This window comes from Agromyces sp. MMS24-K17 (assembly GCF_043950245.1).
In the GTDB taxonomy this organism is placed as follows: domain Bacteria; phylum Actinomycetota; class Actinomycetes; order Actinomycetales; family Microbacteriaceae; genus Agromyces.
On the sequence record NZ_CP171640.1, the window covers coordinates 1,594,195 to 1,612,707 of the forward strand.

An 18,513-nucleotide genomic window follows, 5' to 3' on the forward strand; every position below is an offset into this window, starting at 1 on the left:
ACACTGACGAACGTGGCAGACAGCAGCACCCACCGGCGGCGGCCGACGATCGAGGACGTCGCCCGCGAGTCCGGCGTCTCCCGGGGCACCGTCTCGCGGGTGCTGAACGGCGGCCACTGGGTGAGCCCGCCGGCCCGCGAGGCCGTCGAGAAGGCGATCAAGAAGACCGGGTACCGCATCAACCCGCACGCCAGGAACCTGGCGACGGCGCGCGCGAACTCGATCGCGTTCCTGCTCACCGAGTCGCACGAGCGACTCTTCGAGGACCCGAACTTCTCCGTGCTCATGCGCGGCGCGGCGGAGGCGCTCGCCGAGCGCGACCTGCCGCTCGTGCTGCTCATGGCCGGCTCCGACGAGGAGCAGCGGCGGGCGACCGAGTTCATCACCGCGGGCCACGTCGACGGGGCGCTGCTCGTCTCGTCGCACCGCGGCCGCGAGGCGTTCCTCGCCGAGCTCGTCTCGGCCGAGGTGCCGGTGATCGCGTGCGGCATCCCGCTCGGGTACGAGCGGAAGATCGGCTACGTCGCCGCCGACGACCTCGAGGGGGCCCGCGAGATGGTGGCCTACCTCCGTGGCAACGGGCGCTCGCGCATCGCGCACATCACGGGTCCGCTCGACACGTCGGGCGGCACGGGCCGGCTCGAGGGGTACCGCCAGGAGCTCGGCGCCGCGTTCGACGAACGGCTCGTCGCCGAGGGCGACTACTCGCGCGCGAGCGGCGAGCGCGCGATGCGCGACCTGCTCGAGCGGGCGCCCGAGGTCGACGCCGTGTTCGTCGCGAACGACGTGATGGCGGCCGGTGCGATCGACGTGCTGCGCGCCGCCGGGCGGCGCGTGCCCGAGGACGTCGCCGTCGCCGGCTTCGACGACGCCCCGATCGCGACCCGGGTCGAGCCGGAGCTCACGACCATGCGGCAGCCGTTCGAGCGCATCGCACACGAGATGGTGCGGATGCTGCTGGACGTCATCGACGGGCGCGCGGCGGGGCGGATGACCCTCCCGGCCGAGCTCGTCGTGCGCGAGTCGGCGTAGCCGCGCGGGCGAGAGCGGGAGCGAAAGCGGGAGCCGGCAGCCGGCAGCGCCGGCTCAGCCGTCGAGCAACCCCAGCGACTGCGCGAACGCCCGCATCCGCTCGGCCAGCGCGTCGGGTACCTCGGCCGCGGTGAAGTGGCCGCCGGCGTCGAGGCGCTCGAACACGCGCAGGTCGCGGTAGTGCCGGCGGGCGAGCGACTCGGGGTAGGCCGCCTCGTGCCGCTGGATGAAGACGGCGGCGGGCACCGAGGCCGGCGGGATCGGGTCGGGCGTGTCGGCGCCCTCGTAGTACGGGCGGAAGGACGTGCCGATCGACTCCGTCGCCCAGTACAGCATCGCCTCGGTGAGGATGCGGTCGCGCGAGATGCGCCGCTCGACCGCGGCCGGGTCGCCGGGCGGGGTGTCGCTCCACTCGACGAGCTTCTCGACGAGCCAGGCCAGCAGGCCCGCGGGCGAGTCGTTCAGCGCGACGGCGAGCGTGTCGGGCCGGGTGGACTGCACGTGCCCGTACGCGCCGTCGGTCTCGTGCCGCGCCGCGAGGGCGTCGAAGAAGGCGCGCTCGTCGGGTTCGGTGAGTGCGGCCCGCTCGTCGGTGGTGGGGAAGTGGGCGTGCGTCGCGAGGATGCCGGCGACGTGGTCGGGGTGGCTCGCGGCGATGAGGTCGCTGACGTTCGCCGTGACGTCCTCGCCGTAGGTCAGGTAGCGCTCGTAGCCGAGCACCTCGGTCATCAGCCGGTGCATCGTCTCGGCGAGGCGGGTCTCGCTCATCGGCCCGTCGACGTACGGCTCGGCGACCCCGAAGCCCGGCAGGCTCGCGACGACGACGTCGAAGTCGGGCAGGCGGTCGGCGAAGTCGAGCTGGAGGGCGAACGTGTGCGGCCAGCCGTGCATGGCGAGGAGGGCGGGAGCGGGGCGCTCGCCCCGCTCGCCCGGCTCGCCGCGTGAGGCCGATCGCAGGTGCGCGAAGTGGATGCGGGTGCCGTCGAGGTCGGAGAGGAACTGCGGGTGCGCGTTCAGCCACGCCTCCCGGGCCCGCCAGTCCCAGTCGAGCCAGGTCGTGACGAGCTCGCGCAGGTAGTCGGCGGTCACCCCCGCGGGCGGTCGTCTCGGCGAATCGTCGAGGAAGCGGGTGCGCCCGAGCCGCTCGCGCAGGTCGGCCAGCACGGCGTCGGGGACATGGAGTTCGAACGGCTGCACCTCGTTCATGCGGGCCACGCTACGCGTGCCCGCCGACACGAAGGCCGCGGCGCATCCCGCTCTGCCGCGGCGCATCCCGCTCAGCCGCGACGCATCCCGCTCAACCGCGACGCTTCCCGTTCAGCCGCGCCGCTTCCGCTCCCTGGGCGGGTCGAGCCCGACGTGCACCCGCGTGCGCCGCCGCTCGATCACGATGAAGAGCGCGCCGACGCCCCAGATCGGCAGCTGGGTGAGGAACGCGAGGCGGAACGCCTCGAGCGTGTACGTGTCGGGGGTGCCCGCACCCTGCAGGTCCATCGCGAGGCCGATGAGGTAGATCGCGATGAGCCCGGCGATGAAGCCGCCGCCGTTCACGATGCCGGTCGCGGTGCTGAGTCGGTGGCTCGGGTTGTGGGTGCGGGCGTGGTCGAACGCGATCATCGACGCCGGGCCGCCGGTCGCGAGCGCGAGCGCGAGCGCGAAGAGGAGCCACAGCGGCGCCGGCCCGGGCCACGCGGCCACCGCGATCCACGCCACGGCCTGCAGCGCGACGACCGGCAGCACGAGCATGCGCGAGCGGCGCAGCGGATGCCTCGCCGAGAGCGCCCCGATGACCGGGCCGACCAGCATGCCGAAGATCACGAAGGCGCTGATCACGGTCGACGCCATCGCGGGCGTGAGCCCCTCGCCGGCGGTGAGGAACGGGAACCCCCAGAGCATCGCGAACGCGGTGCCGGCGAACGGCGTCGTGAAATGCGACCAGAACGCGAGCCGGGTGCCGGGGTGCGACCACGACTCGCGGAAGCCCTCGCGCAGGTCGGCGGCCGAGCGGACGACCTGGATCGACCCGGTCTCCGTGTCGACCGAGACATCCGCGTCGACGCTTGGCGGGTGGTTGCGGATGATCGCGAACGTCAGGATCGTGAAGAGCACGCCGAGCCCCGCGAGGCTGCCGAACGCGACCGTCCAGCTCGTCGCGTGCAGCAGCGCGGCCATGGGCAGCAGCGACAGCAGCTGGCCCGACTGGCCGACGATGCCGGTGACCTGCACCATCACGGGCGCGCGCCGGGTCGGGAACCAGGTCGCGATCACGCGCAGCACGCTCGGGAACACCGCCGCATCGCCGGCGCCGAGCAGCATGCGCGCGAGGATCGCCGTCGGCACGTCGACGGCGAACGCCATCACCACCTGGCCGACGGCCATGAGCGCCATGCCGACCGTGATCACGGGCCGGGCGCCGAACCGGTCGAGCAGCAGCCCGACGGGGATCTGCATGCCGCCGTACACGGCGAGCTGGATCACGGCGAACAGCGACAGCGACGAGGCATCCGCGTCGAACCGCACGGCCGCGTCGACGCCGACGGCCGACAGCGAGGTGCGGTTCGTCACCGAGACGACGTAGGCCGCGACGCCGACGGTCCACACCAGCCACAGTCGCCAGGGGCGTGCGACGGGTGGGGGAGTGAACGTCACGGGGTCCTTCGCTGCGGGCTCGGGCGGATGTCTCGCCCGGCGCCTCGGCGGCGCCGGGACTTCCATCGTACGTCGGGGCGTCGTGCCGGCTTACGCGGTCGACTTCGCCTTCGCGCTGCCCTTGCGGGCGAACGTGACCTCGGCCTCCTCGAGCGCCATGCCGCGCGTCTCGGGGATCTTCGCGATGACGAAGATGCCCGACAGCACCGCGAAGACGGTGTACATGCCGTATGTGAGCGGCAGCGACCACGCCGACATCGCCGGGAAGCTGACGGTGATGAGGAAGTTCGCGATCCACTGCGCGGAGGCGGCGACGCCGAGCGCCCGGCCGCGGATGCGCGAGGGGAAGATCTCGCCGAGCAGCACCCAGACGACCGGGCCCCACGACGCGCCGAACGCGACGACGAAGAGGTTGGCGGCGACGAGGGCGATCGGCCCCCAGGCGCCGGGCAGGGTGACCGTGCCGTCGGCCGCGGTGTCGGCGAACGCGAATGCGACCGCCATCGCCCCGAGCGAGACGGCCATGCCCGCGGAGCCGGCGATCAGGATCGGGCGGCGCCCGATGCGGTCGACCAGGGCGATCGCGACGAGCGTCACGAGCACGTTCGTGACCGAGGTGAACACGCTGATCGCGAAGGAGTCGGACTCGTCGAACCCGACGGCGCTCCACAGCGTCGTCGAGTAGTAGAAGATCACGTTGATGCCGACGAACTGCTGGAACACCGACAGGATGATGCCGATCCAGACGATGCCCTTCAGCCCGAACCTCGGCCCGCGCAGCGACGCCTGCGCGCCCTGCTGGTCCTCGGCGATCTGCTTCTCGATGTCGGCGATCGAGCGGTCGAGCTCGTTCGCCGGCACGAGTTGGGCGAAGATCGCGCGGGCCTCCTCGTCGCGGCCCTTGGTGAGCAGGTAGCGCGGCGACTCCGGCAGGGTGAACGACAGCAGCGTGTAGACGGCGGCGGGGACGACGCAGGCGAGGAACATCCACCGCCACGCGTCGAGGCCGAACCAGAACGGCTCGTTCGCGCCGCCCGCGCCCCACGCGAAGAGCGCGTCGCTGAGGAGGGCGGCGAAGATGCCGAGGGTGATCGCGAGCTGCTGGAGGGAGGCGAGGCTGCCGCGGATGCGCTTCGGTGCGATCTCGGAGATGTAGGCCGGCGCCACCACGGAGGCGATCCCGATCCCGATGCCGCCGATGACGCGCCAGAGCGCGAGGTCCCAGGCGGCGAATGCGAAGCCCGACCCGATCGAGCTGACGAGGAACATGATGCCGCCGAGGAACATGACCCGGAGGCGCCCCCAGCGGTCGGCGATGCCGCCCGCCATCCATGCGCCGAGCGCGCAGCCGAGCAGCGCGATCGCGACGACGAAGCCGGTGATGACGTCGTTGAGGGCGAAGTCGCTCGAGACCGCGTCGACGGCGCCGTTGATGACGGACGAGTCGAATCCGAACAGGAAGCCGCCGACGGCGGCGGCGATGGCGAGGCCGATGGCCTTCGCCTTCATGGCCTTGGTCGGACCGCCGTCCTCGGCGCGCCCGGAGGCCGGGCCGGGGCCCGTCGGGCCGGCGCCGGCCTTCGAGGTGGAATCGGTCATCGTGGCTCCTCTCGGGCGGTCGCGCGCACGTCGAACACCGCGCTCGCGCGATCGCGGCTCCGGGCCGGCGTCACCGCCCGGCCCCGTCTAACCCCCACTCGGGAGTCTTCTCCTCGAAGGCGGCGCAGGCAAGACGACACAACGGGGTTGACGGGATGCCCCGGAGGGCATATGACGGCACCCGGCGGCGCGCGGTGCGCTGTAGCCGCGCGGGCGTGCTACGGTGGCTTCGACAAACCGACCAGACGGTATGGCGCGCCGCGCGTCACGCCGGGCACGAGCAAGGGAGCACCGTGCAGCGATTCGAGGGACGCGTCGCCCTGATCACGGGCGGCAGCCGGGGCATCGGCTTCGCCATCGCGCGCCGCCTGGCATCCGAGGGGGCCGCCGTGGTGCTCACGGGCCGCAAGCAGGACGCCCTCGACGCGGCCGTCGCGGAACTCGCCGACGAGTTCGACGCCGGCGCCGCGACCGCCGTCGCGGGCCGAGCCGACGACCCCGAGCACCGTGCCGCCGTCTTCGCCCACCTCGCCGAGCGGCACGGCCGCCTCGACCATCTCGTGAACAACGCGGGCATCAACCCGATCTGGGGTCCCGCGCTCGAGGCCGACCCGGCCGCGATCCGGAAGATCCTCGAGGTCAACCTCATCGCCGCGTTCGAGTGGACCCGCGACGCCGTCGCCGCCGGGCTCGGCCGCTCGGTCGTCAACCTCTCCTCGATCTCCGGGCTCGCCGCCGCCGGGAACATCCCGTTCTACGGCGTCTCCAAGGCCGCGCTCATCAACCTCACCGTGCAGCTCGCGCACGAGCTCGCCCCGGGCCTGCGGGTCAACGCCGTCGCGCCGGCCGTCGTGAAGACCGCGTTCGCCCGGGCGCTCTACGAGGGCCGCGAGGCCGAGGTCGCCGCCGAGTACCCGCTCGCCCGCCTCGGCGAGCCGGCCGACGTCGCGGGGCCCGTCGCGTTCCTGCTCTCCGACGACGCGGCCTGGATCACCGGGCAGACGATCGTGATCGACGGCGGCGCCAGCATCCGGCCGATCGGCTGACGCGGAAGGATGGGTCGCGTGGTTCCGGTCGCTGGAGGAGTGAGCGCATGAAGGATGTCAGTGTCGCCGACGAGGTCACCCGTGCCGCCGTCGAGCTGTTCGCCGCACAGGGGTACGCCAACACCAGCGTGCAGCAGATCGTCGAGGCCGCGGGCGTCACCAAGGGCGCGATGTACCACTACTTCGAGTCGAAGGACGACCTGCTCTTCGCCATCTACGACCGCATGCTGACGCTGCAGCAGGGGCGGCTCGAGGAGATCACCTCGCGCGGCGGCCCGGTCGACGAGGTGCTGCGCGCCGTCTGCGTCGACGTCATCGAGACGTCGATCGACTTCCTCCCGGAGGGCACGGTGTTCTTCCGCAGCCTGCACATGCTGAGCGCGCCGCGCCAGCAGGAGGTCACCCGCCGCCGGCGGGTCTACCACGACCGCTTCGCCGCCCTGCTCGAGCAGGGGCAGGCCGAGGGGATCTACCGCACCGACATCCCGCAGCCGGTGCTCATCGCCCACTTCTTCAGCGACGTGCACTACCTCTCGCACTGGTACTCGCCCGATGGCCCAGAGGGCAAGACGCTCGTCGCCGAGCAGCTCACCGACCTGTTCCTGCGGAGCATCAGGAGGACGGATGCCACACCCTGAGACGACCGAGCGCCCGTCGGCGCCGACCGCACCCGCGACGATGCGGGCCTGGCGCGTCACGCGCACGGGCGAGCCCGAGGAGGTGCTCGAGCTCCACGAGGTGCCGGTGCCCCGGCCCGGCCCCGGCGAGGTGCTCGTGCGCACCCGCGCGGTCGCCGTGAACTTCCCCGACGTGCTGCTCGCCCGCGGCCAGTACCAGGTGCGGCCCGAGCCGCCGTTCATCCCGGGCATCGAGCTGAGCGGCGACGTGGTCGAGATCGGCGCGGATGCCCCGGGCGAGACGGATGCCCCGAGCAGGGCGGGCGCCGCGGCGCCGGCGTTCGCCGTCGGCGACCGGGTCGTCGGCTCGCAGATCGGCGTGCTCTCGGAGTACGCGGTCGTGCCCGCCGTGGCGGTGCACCGGGCGCCGGAGGCGCTCGACGACGAGGCATCCGCCGCCCTCACCATCGCGTACCAGACCGCCTGGTTCGGGCTGCACCGGCGGGCCGTGCTGCAGGCCGGCGAGTGGTTGCTCGTGCACGCGGCCGCGGGCGGCGTCGGCGTCGCGGCGGTGCAGCTCGGCGTCGCGGCCGGGGCCCGGGTGATCGGGGTCGTCGGCAGCGACGCCAAGGCGGCCGTCGCCCGCGACGCGGGCGCCGAGGTCGTGCTCGTGCGCGGGCGCGACGACCTCGTGGCCGCCGTCAAGGACGCCACCGGCGGACACGGCGCCGACGTCGTGTTCGATCCCGTGGGCGGTGCCGCGTACGAGGCGTCGACGAAGTGCATCGCCTTCGAGGGGCGCATCGTCGTGGTCGGGTTCGCCGGCGGCGAGATCCAGGCCATCCGCGCGAACCATCCGCTCGTGAAGAACTACTCGGTGCTGGGGCTGCACTGGGCGCTGTACCAGCAGCAGCGGCCCGACCTCGTCGCGGCCGCGCACGCCGAGCTCGAACGCCTCGCCGCGACCGGCGCGATCGCGCCCGTCGTCGACGTGGTGCCGTTCGCCGACGCACCCGCCGCCGTGCAGCGGCTCGCCGGCGGCGCGACCACCGGCCGCATCGTCGTGCGGGTCGCGGGATGAGCGGCGCCGCAGGCTCCCGGGCCGACACCCGGGCCGACGCCGCGCCCTCGTTCGCCCTCGACGGGCGCGTCGCGATCGTCACCGGCGGCGCCCGCGGCCTCGGCGAGGCCTACGCGCGGGCCCTCCACGCCGCGGGCGCCCGGGTGGTCATCGCCGACGTGCTCGGCGACGACGGTGCCGCGCTCGCCGCCTCGCTGGGGGACCGCGCGCGGTTCGCCCATCTCGACGTCACCGACGAGGACGGCTGGGCCGCGCTCGTCGCCGGCACCCTCGCCGCCGAGGGCGCGATCGACGTGCTCGTCAACAACGCCGGCATCGCGAACGCCGCCCCCATCGAGCACTTCTCGCTCGCCAAGTGGAACGCCGTCATCGGCGTGAACCTCACCGGCGTGTTCCTCGGCTGCCGGGCCGTCGCGCCCGCGATGAAGGCCGCCGGGCGCGGGTCGATCATCAACGTCTCGTCGGTGGAGGGGCTCCGCGGCAGCCCGCACCTGCACGGGTACACGGCCTCGAAGTTCGGGGTGCGCGGGCTGACGAAGTCGCTCGCGGTCGAGCTCGGCGCCGACGGGATCCGCGTGAACTCGGTGCATCCCGGCTTCATCCGCACCGAGATGACGACGCGCATCGATCCCGACCGCCTCGAGATCCCGCTCGGGCGGCCGGGCGAGCCGGCGGATGTCTCGGGCACGATCGTGTTCCTCGCGAGCGACGCCTCGGCGTTCACGACCGGTGCCGAGTTCGTCGTCGACGGCGGGATGGTGCAGGCGATCGCGCACCGCTGACGCGGAGGCGGGCGGCGCCGGACGTCGCCGATCGGCGGTCACCCCTTCCGGATGTCTCCTGCGGCACGTACGGTCGGAGCAGGAAGGGGGCGTCATGACCGATTTCGTCGACCCACTGGAGGAGCCGCTCGTCCAGGAGCGCGGGTTCCCCGTCGACACCGAGGCTGAGGTCGAGCCGGACGTGAAGGAGTTCCTCGACTCGATCAAGGCCGACCGCGAGGCACGTGCCGCGGGGGAGGCCGACGCGGAGGGGAAGTAGTCCCGCACCGCACCGCGAGGGCCGGGCGCGTAGGCGCGCCCGGCCCTCGCGTGCGTCCGGCGCGCGCGTCCGGGGGCGGACTGCGGCGACCGTGGCGGGACCATCGGCTTCCGTGCAACATCGGCATACCGGCCGGTCGGTTTCTCGGGTACAGTGAGGAACACTCCGACACGAAGAGGTGCCGATGTCCGTCCCCACCCCAGTTCCGCGCCCCGCCCCCGGGGCCCCGCCGCGACTCCAGGTCGACGGCCTCACCGTCGCCTTCGGCGGCCTGACCGCCCTCGACGACGTCACGTTCGACGTCGGCCACGGCGAGGTCGTCGCGCTCATCGGCCCGAACGGCGCCGGCAAGACGACCGCGTTCAACGCGGTGTGCGGCCTCGTGCGCCGTCGCGCCGGCCGTATCGCGCTCGACGGCCGGCCGGTGCCGCGCAGCACCGTCGGGCTCACCCGCGCCGGCGTCGCGCGCACCCTGCAGGGCCTCGGCCTGTTCGACGGGCTCACCGTGCTCGAGCACGTGCTCGCGCCGCTCGGCCGTGCGCCGCGCGCCGAGGCATCCGCCGCCGCCCTCGCCGTGCTCGCCGATCTCGGCCTCGGCGACCTCGCCGGCCGCCGCGTCGACGAGCTGCCCTACCCGGTGCGCAAGCGCGTCGCCCTGGCCCGTGCGCTCGTCACCCGGCCCACCCTCCTCCTCCTCGACGAGCCCGCCGGTGGACTCGGCAGCGAGGACATCGCCGACCTCGCCGCCACCGTGCGGCGCGTCGCCGACGGCGGCTGCGCGGTGCTCCTCGTCGAGCACCACGTCGACTTCGTGATGGGCCTCGCCGACCGCATCGTCGTGCTCGACTTCGGGCGCGTCATCGCCCGCGGCACGCCCGCCGACGTGCAGGCCGACCCCGCGGTCGAGGCCGCCTACCTCGGCGTGCAGGCGGCATCGTGAGCGGCATCCTCGACCTCGACGCCGTCACCGTCGGCTACGTCGGCGCGCCCGTGCTCGACCGGCTCACCCTGTCGATCCCCGAGGGCGCCGTCGTCGCCCTGCTGGGGGCGAACGGCGCCGGCAAGACGACCCTCATGCGCGCCGTCGCCGGGTTCCTCGCCCCGCGGGCGGGAGCCATCCGCCTCGACGGCCGCGACCTCGCCGGCCTCGCCGTCGAGGACCGGGCCCGCGCCGGCCTCGCGCAGGTGCCCGAGGGGCGCAGCGTCGTCGCCGAGCTCACCGTCGACGAGAACCTGCGCCTCGGCGCGCTGTGGCGGCACCGCGGGCCGGCCCGCACCCGCGCCGTCGCCGGCATGTACGACCTGTTCGAGCCGCTCGCCCGGCGCCGGCGCAGCCTCGGCCACCAGCTCTCGGGCGGCGAGCGCCAGATGCTCGCCCTCGTCCGGGCGCTCGTCGCCGAGCCGCGCGTGCTCCTGCTCGACGAGCCGTCGCTCGGGCTCGCGCCGCTCGTGGTCGCCCAGCTCCTCGGCGTCCTCCGCGACACCGCCGACCGCACCGGCCTCACCGTGCTCCTCGCCGAGCAGAACGTGACCAGCGCCCTCTCGATCGCCGATCGCGGCATCGTGCTCGGCCTCGGCGAGATCGTCGCCGACGCTCCCGCGGCCGACCTCGCCGCCGACCCCGCCCTCCGCCACGCCTACCTGGGATTCTGATGGACCGACTGCTCTTCCTCCTCGCCACCGGCCTCGCGCGCGGTGCGATCCTCGCGCTGTTCGCGCTGTCGCTCGTGATCATCTGGCGCGCCGCCCGCATCGTGAACTTCGCGCAGGGTGCGATGGCCGTCGTCGCGACCTACGTCGCGTTCGCCGTCACGGCCGCCACGGGCTCGTACTGGGCGGGCCTCGCGAGCGCGATCCTCGCCGGCGCCCTCATCGGCGTCGGCGTCGAACGCGGGGTCATGCGCTTCGCACCGGCCGGCTCGCCGCTGTCGGGCGTGATCATCGCGATCGGGCTGGTGATGGTGCTGCAGTCGCTCCTCGGCATCCTGTTCGGCCAGGAGGTGCGGCCCATGCGGGCGCCGTTCGACCAGTCGCCGATCATGGTCGGCGGGGTGCCGGTGCTCTCGCCGTACGACCTCTTCGTGCTGGTCGTCGCGGTCGTCGTGATGGGCGCGCTCGCGCTGCTGTTCACCCGCACGACGGTCGGCCTGCAGCTGCGGGCGTCGGCGCTCGCGCCCGAGGTGTCCCGGCTCCTCGGGGTGCGGGTGCCGCGACTCCGCTCGCTCGGCTGGATGCTCTCGTCGGCCGTCGCCGCGCTCGCCGCGCTGCTGCTCGTGCCGACCGAGCTCGGCCTCACGCCGCACTCGGCCGACCTGCTGTTCGTCACCGCGTTCACCGTCGCGGTCGTCGGCGGGCTCGACTCGCCGCTCGGCGCCCTCGTCGGCGGGCTCGTCGTCGGCGTGCTGGTCAGCCTCGTCACCGGCACGCTCGGCGCCACGGTCGCGCCGATCGCGGTGCTCGTGCTGCTCGTCGTCGTGCTGCTCGTGCGCCCCGGCGGCATCTTCCAGGTGCGGGAGGCGCGCACCGCATGACCGCCACGACGCCGCGCTCCACCGCCACGACGCCGCGCTCCGGCGCATCCGCCCAGCACGCGACGACCGCCCGCCTGCTCGGCACCGCCGCCCTCCTCGCCGCGCTCGCCATCGGCGGCACGTTCCTCCTCGACCCGTACCGGAACTACCAGCTCGCGCTCGTCGCGGCGACCTTCTGCGCCACCGGCGGGCTGACCCTCCTCATCGGCCTGAGCGGCCAGCTCTCGCTCGGGCACGCGGCCCTCATGGCCGCCGGCGGGTACGGGTACGCGCTCACGGTGAACGCGCTCGCCGACACCGGGCTCGACGGCGTGCCCCGGTTCCTGCTCGGCGTCGCCGGCGCGATCGCCGCGTCGGGTGCGCTCGGGCTGCTGCTCGGGCTCGCCGGCGCCCGCCTGCGCGGCCCGTACCTCGCCGGCGTCACACTCGCGCTCGTCATCGCGCTGCCGGCCGTCACGAGCGTGTTCTCGGGCGTCTTCCGCGGCGACCAGGGCGTGCAGGTGCCGTACGAGCCCGTGCCCGAGGTGCTCGAACGGCTCATCGCCGTCGAGCAGTGGCAGGCGTGGGTCGCGATCCTCGTCACCGCGGTCGTCGTGACCTGGCTCGCCGTGCTGCGACGCGGCCGGCTCGGGCTCCGCATGCGCGCGGTGCACGGTGACGAGACCGCCGCCCGGCTCGCCGGCATCCCGTCGCGCACGGTGAAGGTGCAGGCGTTCACGGTCAGCGCGGTCGCCGCGGGCGCCGGCGGCGCGCTGCTCTGCTTCGTGACCCAGTCGGTCAGCCCCGGCGGGTACACGCTCGCGTTCTCGCTGCTGCTCGTCGTCGCGGTCGTCGTCGGCGGGCTCGGCAGCCTCGGCGGCGCGCTGGTCGGGGCGGTCGTCGTCGTGCTGCTGCCGTGGCTGATCGGCACCCTCACCTCGGCGCTCGACCTGCCGGTCGAGCTCGAGCAGCGCCTCAGCGGCAACCTGCCCGTGCTCGTCTTCGGCGCCCTCCTCATCGTCGTCACCGCCGCCTGGCCGGGCGGCATCGCGGGCGCGCTCGCCTCGCTGCGCGCCCGATCGCGGGCGAGGCGGATGCCCCGGGCCGCGGGTTCCCCACAGGTCGCCGGTGCCGCTCCGGCCGAGGCATCCGGTCGGCGCGAGGCATCCGCCATGCGCGAGGCATCCGCGCCCGCCCTCCCAGTCGTTCCACCGCACCTGCAATCCATCCCAACCGAACCAGAGAGGTGACCATGTCCCACCGCACACCCCGCCGGCGCACCGTCGCGCCCGCGGTCGCCCTCGCGGCCTCCGCCGCCCTCGTCGTCGCGCTCGCCGCGTGCAGCACGCCCGGCGCGACGACCGCCGACGCCCCGACGCCCGGCGTCACCGACGACACCGTCACGATCGGCAGCCACCAGCCCCTCACGGGCCCGGCCGCCGCCGGCTACTCGTCGATCTCGGCCGCCACGAAGGCGTACTTCGACTACGTCAACGACCAGGGCGGCATCAACGGCCGCACGATCGAGTACCTCGTGAAGGACGACGGCTACAACCCGGCGACCACCCAGACCGTCGTGCGCGAGCTCGTGCAGGAGGACGAGGTGTTCGCCATCCTGAACGGCCTCGGCACGCCGACGCACACCTCCGTGCTCGACTACCTCAACCAGAACGAGGTGCCCGACCTGTTCGTCGCGTCCGGGTCGACGAGCTGGAACCAGCCCGAGGAGTACCCCTGGACGTTCGGGTTCAACGCCGACTACGTCGTCGAGGGCGCCGCCCTCGCGCAGTACGCGCAGGACACCGCGCCCGACGCGAAGGTCTGCGTGCTCGGCCAGGACGACGACTTCGGCGAGGAGTTCATCGCCGGCGTCGAGCAGGGCGTCGGCGACGACGGCATCACCGCCGTCGAGCGCTACTCGGTGTCGAACCAGGACGTGACCGCCCAGATCGGCGCCCTCCAGTCGGCCGGCTGCGAGATCACCATGCTCGCCACCGTCAACGGCTTCACCGCCCTCGCCGTCGGCACGGCCGCGAAGCTCGGCTGGTTCCCGAAGTGGTTCTCCTCGTCGTCGGGCGGCGACTACCCGACGCTCGTCGGCTACCTCGGCGAGGACCTCGGCCCGAAGCTGCTCCAGGGCTTCACGTCGACGAACTACCTGCCGTTCAGCCCCGACGGCGAGTGGGTCGAGCTGTTCCGCCAGATCAACGACGAGTACAACGCGGGCGCGACCTTCGACGGCAACACCGTCTACGGCATGAGCGTCGGCTACCTGTTCGCCGAGGCGCTCGCGAAGGCCGGCGACGACCCGACCCGGCAGTCGCTGGTCGACGCGATCACGTCGGGCGACCTGGTCGGCAACGGCATCCTGCCGCTCGCGTTCGCCGAGGACAGCCACGCCGCGTACGTCGGCGTCGGCATCACCGCCGTCGACCAGGGCGTGCAGGACTTCGTCGGCGCGACCTACGCGGTTGAGGGCGGCGCGGTCGAGGCGGTCGACGCCGACCCGGTGCCGCTGACGGGTGAGGGCGTGCCGGGGGCGTAGGCGCCACCGCGCCCCTCGCCTCGTCGAGCAGCGAACGGATGCCCCGGGCCGCGTGGCCCGGGGCATCCGTGCGTGCACGTGGGGGCCGCTGCGCCCGGCACGCGCGCCGGCAGTGGGCGGCACGTGGGGCGGCGCATCCGACCGGTGGACGCGCAGGCACGTGCGGCGGCGCATCCGACCGGCGGAGCGCGGTTCCCGGCGGGGCGTACCCGCAATTACAGGAAAATGGGCCCGATCCGCCCTGTGGGGAGGGGATCGGGCCCATTTTCCTGGAGTTGTGAGGGCGAAGGCTGGGTCAGCGGGCGAAGCGAGCTGCGACGGGCGACGGGCGAGGGCGCCGGGCGCCGGCCGCGCTCAGCTCGGCACGGACGTGAACTGCTCCACCAGCGCCCGCTTCAGCACCTTGCCGCTCGCGCCGATCGGCAGCGCGTCGACGACGTGCACGACCCGCGGGTACTTGTACGCGGCGATGCGCTCCTTCGCGAATGCGACGAGCTCGGCCGCGTCGACCTCGTGCCCGTCGTGCGCGACGACGGCTGCGTGCACCTCCTGCCCGTGCACGTGGTCGTGCACGCCGAACACCGCCGAGATGGCGACGTGCGGGTGCCGGGCGAGCACCGCCTCGACCTCCGACGGGTACACGTTGTAGCCGTTGCGGACGATCATGTCCTTCGTGCGGTCGACGATCGTGAGGATGCCGTCGACGTAGGTGCCCAGGTCGCCGGTGCGGAACCAGCCGTCGACGACGGCCTCGGCCGAGGCATCCGGTCGCCCGAGGTACCCCTTCATGAGGTTGTGGCCGCGCACGACGATCTCGCCGAGGGCGCCGTCGGCGGCGTCGGGCAGCAGCTCGACGCGGCCCTCGAGCTCGGGGTCGGCGATCGCGACGTCGACGCCCCACATCGGCCGGCCGACGGTGCCGGGCCGGATCGGCTCGCCCATCAGGTTGAACGACACCGACGGCGCCGTCTCGGTGAGGCCGTAGCCCTCGTGCACCTCGGCGGCGTACGCGTGCTCGAACGCCTCCAGCACGGCGACGGGCAGGGCCGCGCCGCCCGAGACGGCGAACCGCAGCGGCGGCCGCTCGGCCGTGCGCGAGGCGGCCTCGATCATGCCGACGAACATGGTCGGCACGGCGGTGAACACGGTCGCGTCGTGCGCGACGAGCAGGGCGAGCGCCTGGTCGGGGTCGAACTTCGGCAGCAGGATGATCGACGCCCCGACGCGGAACGCCATGTTCAGCACCGCCATCTGCCCGAACGAGTGGAACAGCGGCAGCCCGCCGAAGATCACGTCGTCGGCGTTCAGGTCGAACGAGTCGATGAGCGAGCAGTGCACCTGCTCGACCATGGCCAGGTGCGAGCCGACGGCGCCCTTCGGGAACCCGGTCGTGCCGCTCGTGTAGAGGACGGTCGCGGCATCCGTCGGACGCATCGCGACGTGCCGCTCGATCGGCTCGGCCGCGGCGGCCTCGGCCTCGAGGCGCGGCAGCGGGGGGATGCCGTCGCCCGACGCCGGCAGCAGCACGGTCACGAGCGGCACGCCCGCGGCCGCTGCGGCCGGCGCCGCCTCGGCGAGCATGGGCGCGGCGACCACCACGAGGTCGGCGCCCGAGTCGCGCAGCACGTACTCGATCTCCTCGGCCTTGAAGAGGAGGTGCACGGGCACGACGACCGCGCCGAGCGACAGCACCGCGTAGTAGACACGGGCGAAGTCGGGCACGTTCGGCACGATCATCGCGACGCGGTCGCCCCGCCCGATGCCGCGGTCGCGGAGGGCGCCGGCGTAGGCGCGGGTCTCGCGCCACAGGTCGCCGTAGGTCGTCGTCGTGCCCGCGAAGTGGAGGGCCGGGCGGTCGGGCCGGCGGGTGGCGGTGTGCGCGAGGATGCTCGCGATCGAGAGGGTGCCGAAGCCGTCGCCGTCGATGGCCTGGTCGGGGAGGTGCGTCATTGCAGGGTCCTTCCGGTGGTGGGATCAGGGGCGGGCGGATGCCTCGGGCCGGTCGTCGGCGGCGCGCTGCAACTCGGCACGCCCGAGCGAGGCCAGGTGCACCTCGTCGGGCCCGTCGGCGAGGCGCAGCGCCCGGGCGCCGGCGTAGAGCTCGGCGAGCGGCTGGTCGGCCGAGAGGCCGGCCGCGCCGAACACCTGGATCGCGCGGTCGACGATGCGCTGCACCGCGCGCGGCACGGCGATCTTGATGGCCTGGATCTCGGTCATCGCCCGGCGGTTGCCGACGGTGTCCATGAGCCAGGCGGTCTTCAGCACGAGCAGGCGCAGCGCCTCGAGCTCGACGCGGGCCTCGGCGACCCACTCGCGGATGACGCCCTGCTCGGCGAGCGTGCGCCCGAACGCGGTGCGGTCGTGCGCCCGGCGGCCGGCGAGGGCGAGGGCCCGCTCGGCCATGCCGATCGCGCGCATGCAGTGGTGGATGCGACCGGGCCCGAGCCGGGCCTGCGCGATGGCGAAGCCCTCGCCCTCGCCGCCGAGCAGGTTCGCGCGCGGCACCCGCACCTCGTCGAAGACGACCTCGGCGTGGCCGCCGTGGTCGCGGTCGTCGTAGCCGAACACGGTGAGCGGGCGCACGATGCGCACGCCCGGGGTGTCGCGCGGCACCAGCACCATCGACTGCTGCCGGTGCCGATCGGCGTCGGGGTCGGTCTTGCCCATGACTATGAGGAGGCGCGCGTCGGGGTTCATCGCGCCCGTCGACCACCACTTGCGGCCGGTGATCACGAGGTCGTCGCCGTCGCGGCGGATGCGGGTGGCGATGTTCGTGGCATCCGACGAGGCGACGTCGGGTTCGGTCATGCAGAACGCCGACCGGATGCGTGCGTCGAGCAGCGGCTCGAGCCACTCGGCCCGCTGCGCGGACGTGCCGAACTCGGCGAGGAGCTCCATATTGCCCGTGTCGGGGGCGGCGCAGTTCAGGGCGACGGGCGCGAGCCGCGGGCTCCAGCCGGTCTCCTCCGCGAGCGGCGCGTACTGCAGGTTCGTGAGGCCCGCGCCGAGCCGGCCGGCGCCATGCTCGGCGCCGCGCTCGCGCGGCAGGAACAGGTTCCAGAGCCCGGCCGCCCGCGCCTCGGCGCGGAGCTCGTCGACGACCGGCCGGAACGACCATTCGTCGGGCGTCGCGGCGAGCTGCGCGTCGAGCACCGGCTCGGCGGGGATGGCCCGGTCGCGGACGAACGCGCGCACCTCGTCGCGGAGCGCGACCGTGCGGGGGTCGTGGGCGAAGTCCATCAGCGGCTCCCCACGGCGGCGCGGGCGAGGCCCTCGGCGGCGAGCGGCTCGACGAGCTCGCCGATCCGGTCGAAGCCGTCGCCGACGGTCTCGCCGGCGCGGTACCGGACGTGGATGCCCTCGAGGATGACGGCGAGCTTGTAGGCGGCGAACGCCCGGTACCAGCCGAGGTCGGGGGTGCGCCGGCCGAGCCGGGCGGCGTACGCGTCGACGAGCTCGTCGAAGGGCGGGTAGCCGGCGTCGGGGTCGACCGAGCTGTGCGCGACGGCGGCCGCGCCCGGCAGGTCGGCGATGTTCCAATACAGCCCGAGCATGCCGAGGTCGACGAGCGGGTCGCCGAGGGTCGCCATCTCCCAGTCGAGGATGGCGGCGATGCGGGGTGCGTCGGCCGGACCCGCGACGATCGCGTTGTCGAGCCGGTAGTCGCCGTGGACGAGGGTCGTGGCGGATGCCTCGGGCCGGCGCTCGCCGAGCCGCTCCTGCAGCTCGTCGAGTGCGGGGAGCTCGCGCGACCGGCTCGCGTCGTACTGCCGTCGCCAGGTGGCGAGCTGCCGGTCGAGGTACCCGTCGCCGCGGCCGAACGAGGCGAGTCCGACCCGCTCGGGGTCGACGGCGTGCAGGTCGGCGAGCACCTCGGCGAGCTCGAGGCTGAGCCGGTGGAGCCCTGACGGGGCGTGGCCGGCGTTGTCGCGCGGGCTGCCGAGCACCCGGCCCTCCACACGGCTCATGACGAAGAACGGGGTGCCGGTGGCGCGGGCGTCGACGGTGTCGTCGACGACGTCGATCGCGTCGGGTACCGGTACGGCGGTGCCGGCGAGGGCGGCGATGACGCGGTGCTCGCGGAACATGTCGTGCGCGCTCGAGAGCACGTGGCCGAGCGGCGGTCGGCGGAGTACGAGCGGTCGGGCGGCGCCGTCGATGCGGTAGGTGAGGTTGCTGCGCCCGCCGGACACGAGCTCGGCGGTGAGCGGCCCCGTCGCGAGGTCGGGGTGCGCGCCCTCCAGCCAGCGCGTCAGCCCTCCGGTGTCCAGGCCCGGCACGTCGGTCATCCGCGACCGCCTCTCGTCATCGTCGTCGTGGGGCGCGGCGCCGGTCAGGGGAGGCGACCGGGCCGCGGCTCCGCCAGCATACCGCCCGGTCGGTTTGTTCGGTA

17 protein-coding genes are annotated in these 18,513 nt (G+C 73.9%); 11 read left to right on the forward strand and 6 right to left on the reverse strand.

Going from position 1 to position 18,513, the window contains the following annotated elements:
- The first annotated feature begins 12 nt into the window (after positions 1–12).
- Entirely contained in the window at positions 13–1,032 is a 1,020-nt protein-coding gene (locus tag ACGGZK_RS07170; protein ID WP_395245588.1) for a LacI family DNA-binding transcriptional regulator, read from the forward strand.
- A 54-nt stretch (positions 1,033–1,086) separates the two neighbouring features.
- Here the strand turns inward: ACGGZK_RS07170 and ACGGZK_RS07175 are convergent, their stop codons facing one another.
- The 3 genes from ACGGZK_RS07175 to ACGGZK_RS07185 form a co-directional block, all read right to left on the reverse strand.
- Entirely contained in the window at positions 1,087–2,238 is a 1,152-nt protein-coding gene (locus tag ACGGZK_RS07175) for an epoxide hydrolase family protein (protein WP_395245589.1), read from the reverse strand.
- Between the two features lie 111 nt (positions 2,239–2,349).
- Positions 2,350–3,681 (reverse strand): nitrate/nitrite transporter, encoded by a 1,332-nt coding sequence (locus ACGGZK_RS07180; RefSeq protein ID WP_395245590.1) that lies wholly within the window; start codon positions 3,679–3,681, stop codon positions 2,350–2,352.
- Between the two features lie 90 nt (positions 3,682–3,771).
- Entirely contained in the window at positions 3,772–5,190 is a 1,419-nt protein-coding gene (locus ACGGZK_RS07185) for a sugar porter family MFS transporter (protein ID WP_395246045.1), read from the reverse strand.
- A gap of 383 nt (positions 5,191–5,573) precedes the next feature.
- On the opposite strand from ACGGZK_RS07185, the gene ACGGZK_RS07190 reads away from it, so the two are divergent.
- From ACGGZK_RS07190 to ACGGZK_RS07235, 10 genes are all read left to right on the forward strand, one after another.
- The gene (locus tag ACGGZK_RS07190) at positions 5,574–6,326 is read left to right on the forward strand and encodes an SDR family oxidoreductase (RefSeq protein ID WP_395245591.1); all 753 of its coding nucleotides are present in this window, start codon (positions 5,574–5,576) and stop codon (positions 6,324–6,326) included.
- A 47-nt stretch (positions 6,327–6,373) separates the two neighbouring features.
- Complete coding sequence (locus ACGGZK_RS07195) at positions 6,374–6,964, forward strand: TetR/AcrR family transcriptional regulator (protein ID WP_395245592.1); 591 nt, start codon at positions 6,374–6,376, stop codon at positions 6,962–6,964.
- Positions 6,951–8,024, forward strand: coding sequence for an NADPH:quinone oxidoreductase family protein (locus ACGGZK_RS07200; protein WP_395245593.1), 1,074 nt, complete (start codon positions 6,951–6,953; stop codon positions 8,022–8,024). The genes ACGGZK_RS07195 and ACGGZK_RS07200 overlap by 14 nt, the downstream gene beginning before the upstream one ends.
- Positions 8,021–8,806 (forward strand): glucose 1-dehydrogenase, encoded by a 786-nt coding sequence (locus ACGGZK_RS07205; protein ID WP_395245594.1) that lies wholly within the window; start codon positions 8,021–8,023, stop codon positions 8,804–8,806. Before ACGGZK_RS07200 ends, ACGGZK_RS07205 begins: the two co-directional genes overlap by 4 nt.
- 94 nt (positions 8,807–8,900) lie before the next feature.
- Positions 8,901–9,065: a hypothetical protein gene (locus tag ACGGZK_RS07210; protein WP_395245595.1), complete on the forward strand. Its 165-nt coding sequence runs from the start codon at positions 8,901–8,903 to the stop codon at positions 9,063–9,065.
- A 184-nt stretch (positions 9,066–9,249) separates the two neighbouring features.
- The gene (locus ACGGZK_RS07215; protein WP_395245596.1) at positions 9,250–10,005 is read left to right on the forward strand and encodes an ABC transporter ATP-binding protein; all 756 of its coding nucleotides are present in this window, start codon (positions 9,250–9,252) and stop codon (positions 10,003–10,005) included.
- Complete coding sequence (locus tag ACGGZK_RS07220; protein WP_395245597.1) at positions 10,002–10,718, forward strand: ABC transporter ATP-binding protein; 717 nt, start codon at positions 10,002–10,004, stop codon at positions 10,716–10,718. The genes ACGGZK_RS07215 and ACGGZK_RS07220 overlap by 4 nt, the downstream gene beginning before the upstream one ends.
- On the forward strand, positions 10,718–11,596 hold the full coding sequence (locus ACGGZK_RS07225) for a branched-chain amino acid ABC transporter permease (RefSeq protein ID WP_395245598.1): 879 nt from the start codon (positions 10,718–10,720) through the stop codon (positions 11,594–11,596). Before ACGGZK_RS07220 ends, ACGGZK_RS07225 begins: the two co-directional genes overlap by 1 nt.
- The gene (locus tag ACGGZK_RS07230) at positions 11,593–12,825 is read left to right on the forward strand and encodes a branched-chain amino acid ABC transporter permease (protein ID WP_395245599.1); all 1,233 of its coding nucleotides are present in this window, start codon (positions 11,593–11,595) and stop codon (positions 12,823–12,825) included. The genes ACGGZK_RS07225 and ACGGZK_RS07230 overlap by 4 nt, the downstream gene beginning before the upstream one ends.
- 2 nt (positions 12,826–12,827) lie before the next feature.
- A complete protein-coding gene (locus ACGGZK_RS07235) occupies positions 12,828–14,120 on the forward strand; it encodes an ABC transporter substrate-binding protein (RefSeq protein WP_395245600.1) in 1,293 nt (430 codons plus the stop codon).
- Positions 14,121–14,474: 354 nt separating this feature from the next.
- Here the strand turns inward: ACGGZK_RS07235 and ACGGZK_RS07240 are convergent, their stop codons facing one another.
- Genes ACGGZK_RS07240 through ACGGZK_RS07250 form a run of 3 tightly spaced genes read right to left on the reverse strand, consistent with a single transcriptional unit; the run spans position 14,475 to position 18,409 of the window.
- A complete protein-coding gene (locus ACGGZK_RS07240; RefSeq protein WP_395245601.1) occupies positions 14,475–16,070 on the reverse strand; it encodes an AMP-binding protein in 1,596 nt (531 codons plus the stop codon).
- A gap of 24 nt (positions 16,071–16,094) precedes the next feature.
- On the reverse strand, positions 16,095–17,360 hold the full coding sequence (locus ACGGZK_RS07245; protein ID WP_395245602.1) for an acyl-CoA dehydrogenase family protein: 1,266 nt from the start codon (positions 17,358–17,360) through the stop codon (positions 16,095–16,097).
- Positions 17,360–18,409, reverse strand: a complete 1,050-nt coding sequence (locus tag ACGGZK_RS07250; protein WP_395245603.1) for a phosphotransferase family protein — start codon at positions 18,407–18,409, stop codon at positions 17,360–17,362. Before ACGGZK_RS07250 ends, ACGGZK_RS07245 begins: the two co-directional genes overlap by 1 nt.
- Between the last annotated feature and the right edge of the window lie 104 nt (positions 18,410–18,513).